This window comes from uncultured Nostoc sp. (assembly GCF_964245575.1).
In the GTDB taxonomy this organism is placed as follows: Bacteria; Cyanobacteriota; Cyanobacteriia; order Cyanobacteriales; family Nostocaceae; genus Nostoc.
In genome coordinates, this window is sequence record NZ_CAXTNP010000298.1 from 1 (window position 1) to 8688 (window position 8688).

11 protein-coding genes are annotated in these 8688 nt (G+C 41.3%); 5 read left to right on the top strand and 6 right to left on the bottom strand.

All coding sequences use genetic code 11. The features are described 5' to 3' along the window. Positions 1-43 precede the first annotated feature (43 nt). Together fraD and fraC are read right to left on the bottom strand one after the other, a co-directional pair. Entirely contained in the window at positions 44-1051 is a 1008-nt protein-coding gene (fraD, locus tag ACFFAP_RS31905) for a septal junction protein FraD (protein ID WP_375514974.1), read from the bottom strand. Positions 1052-1111: 60 nt separating this feature from the next. Next, positions 1112-1651 (bottom strand): filament integrity protein FraC, encoded by a 540-nt coding sequence (fraC, locus tag ACFFAP_RS31910; RefSeq protein ID WP_375514975.1) that lies wholly within the window; start codon positions 1649-1651, stop codon positions 1112-1114. A gap of 224 nt (positions 1652-1875) precedes the next feature. Here fraC and ACFFAP_RS31915 point away from each other — a divergent pair, with 224 nt between their 5' ends. The 3 genes from ACFFAP_RS31915 (at position 1876) to ACFFAP_RS31925 (ending at position 4486) form a co-directional block, all read left to right on the top strand. Further along, positions 1876-3012: a cob(I)yrinic acid a,c-diamide adenosyltransferase gene (locus ACFFAP_RS31915; protein ID WP_375514976.1), complete on the top strand. Its 1137-nt coding sequence runs from the start codon at positions 1876-1878 to the stop codon at positions 3010-3012. A 90-nt stretch (positions 3013-3102) separates the two neighbouring features. Further along, positions 3103-3432 carry a type II toxin-antitoxin system RelE/ParE family toxin gene (locus ACFFAP_RS31920; protein ID WP_375514977.1) on the top strand — a complete coding sequence of 110 codons (330 nt, stop codon included), beginning with the start codon at positions 3103-3105 and terminating at the stop codon, positions 3430-3432. Continuing rightward, complete coding sequence (locus ACFFAP_RS31925) at positions 3425-4486, top strand: HigA family addiction module antitoxin (RefSeq protein ID WP_375514978.1); 1062 nt, start codon at positions 3425-3427, stop codon at positions 4484-4486. Before ACFFAP_RS31920 ends, ACFFAP_RS31925 begins: the two co-directional genes overlap by 8 nt. A 108-nt stretch (positions 4487-4594) precedes the next feature. Here ACFFAP_RS31925 and ACFFAP_RS31930 read toward each other — a convergent pair whose 3' ends face one another. From ACFFAP_RS31930 to ACFFAP_RS31940, 3 genes are all read right to left on the bottom strand, one after another. Next, positions 4595-5563: a diguanylate cyclase domain-containing protein gene (locus ACFFAP_RS31930; RefSeq protein WP_375514979.1), complete on the bottom strand. Its 969-nt coding sequence runs from the start codon at positions 5561-5563 to the stop codon at positions 4595-4597. Then, a complete protein-coding gene (locus ACFFAP_RS31935) occupies positions 5560-6888 on the bottom strand; it encodes a PAS domain S-box protein (protein WP_375514980.1) in 1329 nt (442 codons plus the stop codon). The genes ACFFAP_RS31930 and ACFFAP_RS31935 overlap by 4 nt, the downstream gene beginning before the upstream one ends. A 102-nt stretch (positions 6889-6990) precedes the next feature. Then, positions 6991-7350, bottom strand: a complete 360-nt coding sequence (locus ACFFAP_RS31940; RefSeq protein WP_375514981.1) for a PAS domain S-box protein — start codon at positions 7348-7350, stop codon at positions 6991-6993. A gap of 49 nt (positions 7351-7399) precedes the next feature. On the opposite strand from ACFFAP_RS31940, the gene ACFFAP_RS31945 reads away from it, so the two are divergent. Both ACFFAP_RS31945 and ACFFAP_RS31950 read left to right on the top strand, forming a co-directional pair. After that, positions 7400-7525, top strand: coding sequence for a hypothetical protein (locus ACFFAP_RS31945; protein ID WP_375514982.1), 126 nt, complete (start codon positions 7400-7402; stop codon positions 7523-7525). Continuing rightward, positions 7491-7667, top strand: coding sequence for a hypothetical protein (locus tag ACFFAP_RS31950; protein WP_375514983.1), 177 nt, complete (start codon positions 7491-7493; stop codon positions 7665-7667). The genes ACFFAP_RS31945 and ACFFAP_RS31950 overlap by 35 nt, the downstream gene beginning before the upstream one ends. A gap of 172 nt (positions 7668-7839) precedes the next feature. Here the strand turns inward: ACFFAP_RS31950 and ACFFAP_RS31955 are convergent, their stop codons facing one another. After that, on the bottom strand, positions 7840-8076 hold the full coding sequence (locus ACFFAP_RS31955) for a hypothetical protein (RefSeq protein ID WP_375514984.1): 237 nt from the start codon (positions 8074-8076) through the stop codon (positions 7840-7842). Positions 8077-8688: the final 612 nt, after the last annotated feature.

The window sequence follows — 8688 nt, forward strand, 5'->3', positions numbered from 1 at the left end:
TCCCCTGCCCTACTCCCTACTCCCCACTCCCCATTTTCTACCTTCACTGTTGCGGAGGCAGTAAGCCAGAAATCAATTTACTGCCGCGATCGCATTCAATTTCTGCAACTGTAATCTTATTGTCTGAATTGCTAGTTGCTGCAACTGGTTCAATGCGACAAGATTTTTTCAAGTAATAGCCCCGTGGGTTAGAACTCGGGCCTATCCAAATACTTAATAAATCTAATATATATCCAGACTTAGTATTAGCTACGCGCGGTTCAATGCGCCATAGTTCCTTTTCTTCATATTTGCCCAGGTTTTTTTGTATTATTTCCCTACCCAGAGATCCTACCCGTTGTTTCGCATCTAGCAACCATTTCTCTACTTCCGACCAAGGTCTTTGGGCTATTTGTTCTACTACTATTGGTTGAAGTTTCTCTAAAATTATAGCGCCGTTGCGTGGAATTTTTAGTCCTTTTTCTGTACTGACAAGAACGCTACTACTTCTAAAACTATCTGCCTGCAAACTAGGATATTGTTGGAACCAATTATTCATCACAAAGTGAAACTGAATCCAGCAACTTAGCAGCATACTACTAGCAACTAAAATTATGATTCTTTGGCGGTCTTGTGGTTTAGGAATTCGAGCTTTTGCATCAGTATCATTACCTTCAATAAATTCTGGTATAGCCGTAATTAACGCTGAAATTGTTGGCCAGAAAACGATTGTTCTTGGTGTAATTACATCCTGTTGATTTCCAAATGCAAAAACACTCACTAAGAATCCAGTGATCACTGCCCCGACTGGCATAAAAGTACCAGGAACCCTCAAAGGATCTTCAGTTGTATACCAAGCTGTACCAGCAATTAAAAATAACCAACCGAAAAAGGCAATTATATCTTTTATATAACCTATAGCAAAATATGAAACTACCCAAGAAAAAACACTCAAATAAATAAATGTTTGCCAAGAATAAGCTTTCGGTGGAACTAATACCTTTCTAATTCCTGCATAAAGCCCTTCAGTAAATTTAAAAACCCCAAATACATCTTTAAGTAACGTATTCATATTCTTCCCTCTACCTGATTAATCAATCACTAGTCTTCCTTTGACTGAAGTAAATTATTGCTACTTTGAGCGAAAAAATAAAATAATTGTTATAGCACTATAACTCAGAGAATTTGCAATTAATGTAGTAATTACTAAATTACTATTTTGTAATTTAGCAGTGCTAAAAGTACGCCATCGCCGCCGTTGAGATGTTTGAGGTTCTTCTTCTTTTTTAGCAACTGGTTCACTCAATGATAGTAGTAATATCCTTAAAATGAAAAACTTCATTATAAAAGTAGCAAAGAAAATTATACAAGCAGTTAAAATAATTAAACTTTGTGTATTTGCTGATTTAAAATTATTAAAAAACATATAGCTAATTAATTCTGATTTCAGATGTATCGGCAACATTGGTTCTGCTACAAAAAATATGAACCAACCAATTACACTAGAAAACAGATTCATAGAGATAGCATAAAAAATGCTAGTTTTTTTGTCAAATTTTAGTCGATTGTGCAAAACATACGCTTCGATGGGAATGGCAATCAGTACAAATAAAAAGTCAAACAGAATTCCACCAATAGGAAAAATCCTGGGAAGCATCCAATTTTCAGGCATAAATGGTCAAGGGTAAGGGTTAACTGTAGAGAGTATAACTGGGATAGTGAGGGTGATGGTGGAAATTATCTGATTGTCTTTGTCCTTTACTATGTTGGTGTGTCAATATTATCTTGTCGATATTATTTATACATTATACGGACGCATCAGAGGAGCAGTTTCTTTACCTAAGAGTACAAGACGTTAGGTAAGATTAAAGACTGCCACTTATAGCTTTTCGAGAAATGACAAGGAACGGTATTGGTATTCGCACGGCGCAAGTGCGCCCAGAACGGCTCATTGGTCAAATTCACGTCTACGATGGCGTGGGTAAAGGTAAGTCCCAAGCGGCTTTGGGGGTGGTTTTGCGCTCTATTGGCTTGGGGATAAATACGCCTAGCAATTCTAACCGCGTTTTACTGCTGCGGTTTTTAAAAGGGCCGGAACGTGATTATGACGAAGATGGCGCGATCGCAGCTTTGCAGCGCGGTTTTCCCCATTTAATTGACCAGGTTCGCACTGGGAGAGCCGAATTTTTTGGGCATGAGGAAATTACCACCTTTGACCGAGATGAAGCGATGCGGGGTTGGGATGTAGCCAAAGGTGCGATCGCTAGTGGTTTATATTCAGTTGTCGTCTTGGATGAAATTAACCCGGTTCTGGATTTGGGTTTGCTACCAGTGGATGAAGTGGTGCGGACATTAAAATCCAAACCCCAAGAGTTGGAAATCATTGCTACCGGACGCGCCGCACCGCAAAAGTTGCTTGATATTGCAGATTTGCACTCAGAAATGAAACCTCATCACCACCCAACAGCCGAAGCCCTCTTCCTTGAAGGGATTGAAATTTATACTGGTGCTGGTAAAGGTAAGTCTACTAGTGCTTTGGGCAAAGCCTTACAGGCCATTGGTAGGGGAATCAATCATCCAGGTTCTACCCGTGTGTTGATTATGCAGTGGCTTAAAGGTGGTACTGGCTACACAGAAGACGCAGCGATCGCCGCCTTGCAGCAGTCATATCCAGAAGTGGTGGATCATCAGCGCTGTGGTGGAGATGCGATCGTCTGGCGAAATTCCCGGCAAGAATTAGATTACGTAGAAGCTGAACGGGGTTGGGAAATCGCTAAAGTTGCGATCGCCTCTGGTCTGTATAAAACTATTATTCTTGATGAACTAAATCCCACCGTTGATTTAGAATTACTCCCCGTTGAACCCATTGTCCAAGCTTTACTCCGCAAACCTCGCGACACTGAAATCATTATTACTGGTCGCTGCCAAAATCCACCAGCGTACTTCGACTTGGCTAGCGTCCACTCAGAGGTTTACTGCCATAAACACTATGCCAATCAAGGTGTAGAACTTAAACGAGGAGTAGATTTTTAATTCTTTCTGAGTTCCTTGATATGCTAGATTCTCTAAAAAAATAACAAATTTATTTACCAAAATGGTAAACTTATATTAATCTAGCAAAGCATGGAAATCACCTTCGCTAACAGCAAACTGCAAAAGCTATGCGAACAACAAAACTTAGCGCAAAAAAAATTGGGTGTAAACTGTGCCAAGAAATTGACAACCCAGTTGGCTATTCTTGGTGCTGCTAGTTGTGTGGCGGAATTAGTTATGGGTCATCCCCATCCCTTAAAAGGAGATAGGGCAGGTGAATTTGCAGTCAACCTAGAAGGTGGTAAACGACTTGTATTTAAGCCAGACAACGACCCCATCCCTCTTACCAAGGATGGAAGCATTGATTGGTCAAAAGTTACTGCTGTTTGTATTGAATTCATTGGAGATTACCATGACTAAGACAACCCGACCATTCACTCCAGATTGGGTATCTTCTCCGGGTGATGCCATCGCTGATTTATTAGAAGAGCGTGATTGGACACAAGCACAATTAGCAGAGCGTTTAGGCTACACCACAAAACATATTAGCCAGTTGATCAATGGCAAAGCACCAATAAATGAAGAAACAGCCCTGAAGTTAGAACGGGTTATGGGTAGTACAGCAGCATTCTGGCTCAGATATGAAGCTCAATATCGCGCCGCTTTGGCAAAGAAAGAAGAAGAAAACCGCTTAAAGGAGTGGATATCTTGGTTAGATCAGTTACCAGTCAAAGAATTGATGAACCAAGGTATAATTCCTAAGTGTCGTTTAATTGATAAGAATAAGCCTGGTTTGGTAGAAAAGTTACTGCAATTTTTCGGTGTTGCCTCGCCGGAAGATTGGCAGAATTATTATGCAGGTATGGAAGTTGCTTTTCGCCGTACACGCGAAGAGCAAAGTGATGTTGGTGCTATTTCCACTTGGTTACGGTTGGGGGAAATAAAAGCAGAACAACTAGACTCTCCCAAGTACAGTAAACCAAAATTTGAAAAGGCGGTGCGGCAAATTCGCACTTTGACGGTGTTACCGCCAGAGGAGTTTGAACCACAGATGCAAAAGTTGTGCTGGGAAGCAGGGGTTGTGCTTGTTTTAATACCTTCAATCAAGAAAGCGCACGTCAGTGGTGTTGCACGATGGTTAAATCCGCATAAGGCACTGATTCAACTTTCGCTTTATGGTAAAACCAATGACCGCTTCTGGTTTAATTTTTTCCATGAAGCAGCACATATTTTGTTACATGATAAAGACAATATTTTTCTTGATGAATGGAATAGTGGGGAAAGTTTGAAATCGGAGCAGGAACGCCAAGCAGATCAATGGTCGCGGGAATTTTTGATCTCACCTGAGTATGAGGGGGAATTAGCAAAGCTTAAATCTGAAACTGATGTGATTGATTTTGCAAAACGTAACGGTATTCATCCTGGTATTGTTGTAGGTCAGCTGCAACATGATCATCTAATTGATCGGTCTTAAATGAATGGTTTAAAGGTGAGGAAGAGCATTTTCAAGGCATAGAATAAGCAGACGATAATACAAGCCGATACGTTGAAAATAAAGTTGAAATGTGTGAAGTTTGGCGCACTAGCGGGAATTTTTACTTCTGGGTAGTTGAATATTTTGCACAAAGCGATCGCGTCCTGCTGCCTTTGCTTGATACAATGCCCGATCTGCAACGGCAATCATTTCTTCCAAGTCAGAATCTGGCTGAGGAATTTCTGTCGTAAACCCGACACTAATGGTTACATGATGACTAACTTGGGAATTTTTATGAGGAATTGCTAGTGTTCGGACAGCATGGCAAATGTTGTCGGCAACATGAGTCACCCCCTCAATGTCTGTGTTAGGTAAAATCACAGCAAATTCTTCCCCACCATAACGGGCAACTAAATCTCCGGGACGCTTAATAATATCTTTGATCGCTTTAGCAATTTCTTGAAGACAGCGATCGCCTATCCGATGACCATAGGTATCGTTATATAATTTGAAGAAATCAACATCGCAAAGAATCAGGGAAAGGGGGCATTTATCCCGTTTCATGCGCTGCCATTCTTGGTTCAAATACTCTTCAAACCCTCGGCGGTTAGCTACTTGAGTTAATCCATCGATAGTAGCTAATCGCTGCAATTCCATATTAACGGCTTCCAGTTTTTGCTGTAACTGAGATTGCTCAATCAAGCGTTTTACCCGTTGTCGCAAAACTGCCCAATGGATCGGTTTGGTAACATAATCCATTGCCCCCACAGCAAATGCCCGGTCAACTGACTCTTGATCTTCAAGTCCTGTAACCATTAAAACTGGAGTGTACTTGCTACAATCTAAACTCTGTAACTGAGTGCAACACTCGAACCCATCCATATCTGGCATCATGGCATCAAGAAGTATTATATCAGGATGCAATTGCTTAAAAACTTTTATTGCCTCTATGCCATTTTGAGCTTCCGCTATTTGATACCTTTCCCGCTCTAAGAACTGCCGCAATATCATGCGGATAAAAGGTTCATCATCAACAATTAGAACTAAAGATTGGCTTTCTTCAGCATTGGCTTTCATGGTAGTTCCTTTGCAAGTTCTTTTTCTAAGGCAGTTTTAACTTGTTCATATTCCTGATATAATTGCGAGATTAATTCTAGGCTGTTTTCTAATTTGCTGTTGCATCCCTGTGCTTCTAACACCTTGCAAAGCTGTGCTAGGGCCATCGCTCCAACAGAAGCACTGCTAGACTTAAGTTGGTGGGCTGAGTTCAATAGAGTCTGGGCATCCTGAGTTGTGATAGCTGTGCTGATATCTTGCACCAGTCTCGGTGTCTCTGTCAGATAACACTCAATTAGTTCAACAAATGCCACACGATCTCCTCCGAGCATATTCTGCAAGGATTGGAGAATTTTGGCATTGATTTTGACGCTTTTTAATGTCTGGTTTTGCCCTGACTGTAGGATATTTTGCGAAGGTTGCAATTCTAAGCACATCACCTTACCTTGTTTTCCTGTGGAAGTGAATTCAGAACTTTTTTGGGGTGGGCATTTGCTGAGTGCCTCAGCTAACTCTTGAAGCTGAATCGGTTTGCTAATGTAGTCATGCATACCAGCAGCAAGACAGACTTCGCGATCGCCCCGCATTGCATTGGCAGTTATCGCAATGATATAGGGACGAAAACCCACTCCCCAATCTTGATAGATTCTCCGAGTTGCTTCTAACCCATCCATTTTGGGTATAGAGAGTGTACTATACTCTGCTACTAAAGGAATTCGGGGTGTGGGGTCGCTAATGGAAGAATGGATCAGACAGCGTTCAACTCCAAATGCTTTGCCAATTTGGGTAGCAGCCGTCTCAAATATTTTTCTGCTATCAAGACTTTGACGAATTTCCTGAGTAATTTGTTCAAGTAGTAGGGTTCGATGCAATTGCCGTTGCAGTGCTTCTTTGACTCGTTTGTTTTCGGTAATGTCGTGATTAATGCCAACAGTAGCAACAGTTTCCCCCTGTTCATCCTGTAAAGAGATTATGGTTGTTTCCGAAATCCCCTCACTGCCATCTTTGCGAATAAAGTGTATCTCCCCTGACCAGCGTCCTTGCTGGTTGAGTCTTTCAAAAATTTTGTTGGTAAGCACTGCGGCTTCTTCCGGTTTATACAAAATATTGGGAGTTTTAGCTAAAACCTCTGCTTTGCTATAGCCAAACATGCTTTCGGCAGCAGGATTCCAGTCAATAATATTTCCGGTCAAATCTGTGATAATTACGCCATCATGCATGTTTTCAAAGGTGAGGGCTTGCCGACGCAGACTGGCTTCGGCAAGCTTGCGTAAGCTAATATCTGTCTGAATTCCAATGAAGTGATTTAACTTACCATTTTCATCATGGATAAAAGAAATACTCAATTCATTCTAGAATAGAGTACCATCTTTACGATAGTTGCAAAGAACAAGTTTGCAACTTGTTGCAGATTGAATCGATGAACGCAGATATTTGAGTGTTAGTTGCTAGTTATCTGTGCGTTCCAAAAATCGACAGTTTTGCCCAATCACATCAGTAGCACTGTAGCCTGTTATTTGCTCAAAAGCTGGGTTGACGTAAATAACTGGATGATGGGCGAGTCTGGCATCGGCAATAATAATTCCATTACTGGTAGCAGCAAGTGCCCTGTCCCTCAGTCTCAAGGTTTCTTCAACCAGCTTCAAATCAGTAATGTCAAACATAAATCCCCTCAGCATAGTAGGGCTTCCTGCTTCCTCAACTACGCTAACAACATCTCGCGCATCGGCTGCTAACATCCGGTATTCCAATTCGTAATTTTCGCACCTAGCAGTTGCTTCTTGGCAAAAACGAAGAGACTTTTCCAAGTCATGTGGATGTAGGGCTTGGTAAATTTTTGAATGAGTGAATGCGTGAATGCATAACTTCCGCGTTCGCGCAGCGTCCCCAAGAGTTGGGGCTGACTTCCGCCTTGCGGTACTAGGCTTCTGTATGAGACGCGATCGCGATGGCGTACCCGCCCTTTCCGGTGGCGATCGCTAATGTGCCACTGACGCGAATAAACTTAAAGTTACTGGCTCACCAACACCCTACGCGCAAAGGCTTACTCTCTGGTGAATTGGCAAGGGTGGCTGGGAAACTCGGATTTGAAAACGTAAAATACAAAGGTCGATATGCTTGTTGACAACATCCAGAATTTTTAAGTTAAGCGTGAATTGCAATTCTTGTTTTAAGCGATGTCTTTGATGGGCTACACCTACACATTTTTAATTTTTTTATTGAGGAAGGCAGAGGGCAGTTCGAGCTTATGGAAAACTGCCCTCTTTCAAGATAGGTCTATTGCCTATACTTATACCTTAAATCACAGCTTCTTGGCGTTGACAATCAAAAACAACCATGTAGGAAGCATTTGGCATTTCCTGGGGGAGGTGCCGCATATAGCCTTCAGCATCAGAACGGCTGCGGAAACGAGCAACGATCTCCCGTTGCGTGTTAGGAAGTAGACGAGCGATCGCCCAAGAATTGAGGCGTTCTTTATAGGCAATAGCTTGATTGTCTGATTTGGAAGCTTTGTAATCCGTATTTTCTGGCATAATTATGTTAACCGTATGAAGTTTAATGAAAGGCGTTAATTAGTTTCTAGGTAGGAATGCACTAACGCTTTTTTTTAATGCTGCTGCCACCTTGTTATTCGATTATTGAAAAATTGTCAATACTGAGCGCTATATTTTAGACCACTTAAGTTGGAATTTTCAGGTGGCTATGAATCTCAAAGCCTTAATTTGCAATTGTTTCCAGGGCACAACAATGCTCAAGCAGAAAGTTTGGCAAATATTGTGTTTGTATAATTTGTATGTATACACATAAATAAAATCTGCATCAGTGTTAAAATCTACGCCAACGTCTTAAAAAATACTATTAAAAAATTTATATCTCAAAGTTCTCAAAGCACTTGAAAACGAGAATAACAGAAAAAAGCGTGCATTCTAACTGAAGGCGGAGCAAGGGTTGCTCCGCCCCTGAATTCTTTTTCAATTTTACCTATCTCTTCACCACTCCTTATCTAGTAGGGATTCAAATTCAGCTTGTAAGGCGGTTATATCCGCCAATCTTGCGACTAGTAAATTATCCTTACCAGCATCAGTTAAACGTAAGTAAGTCGGCGCGAAAAAACCAAACTATGTGAAGATAAGTAAATACGGAGA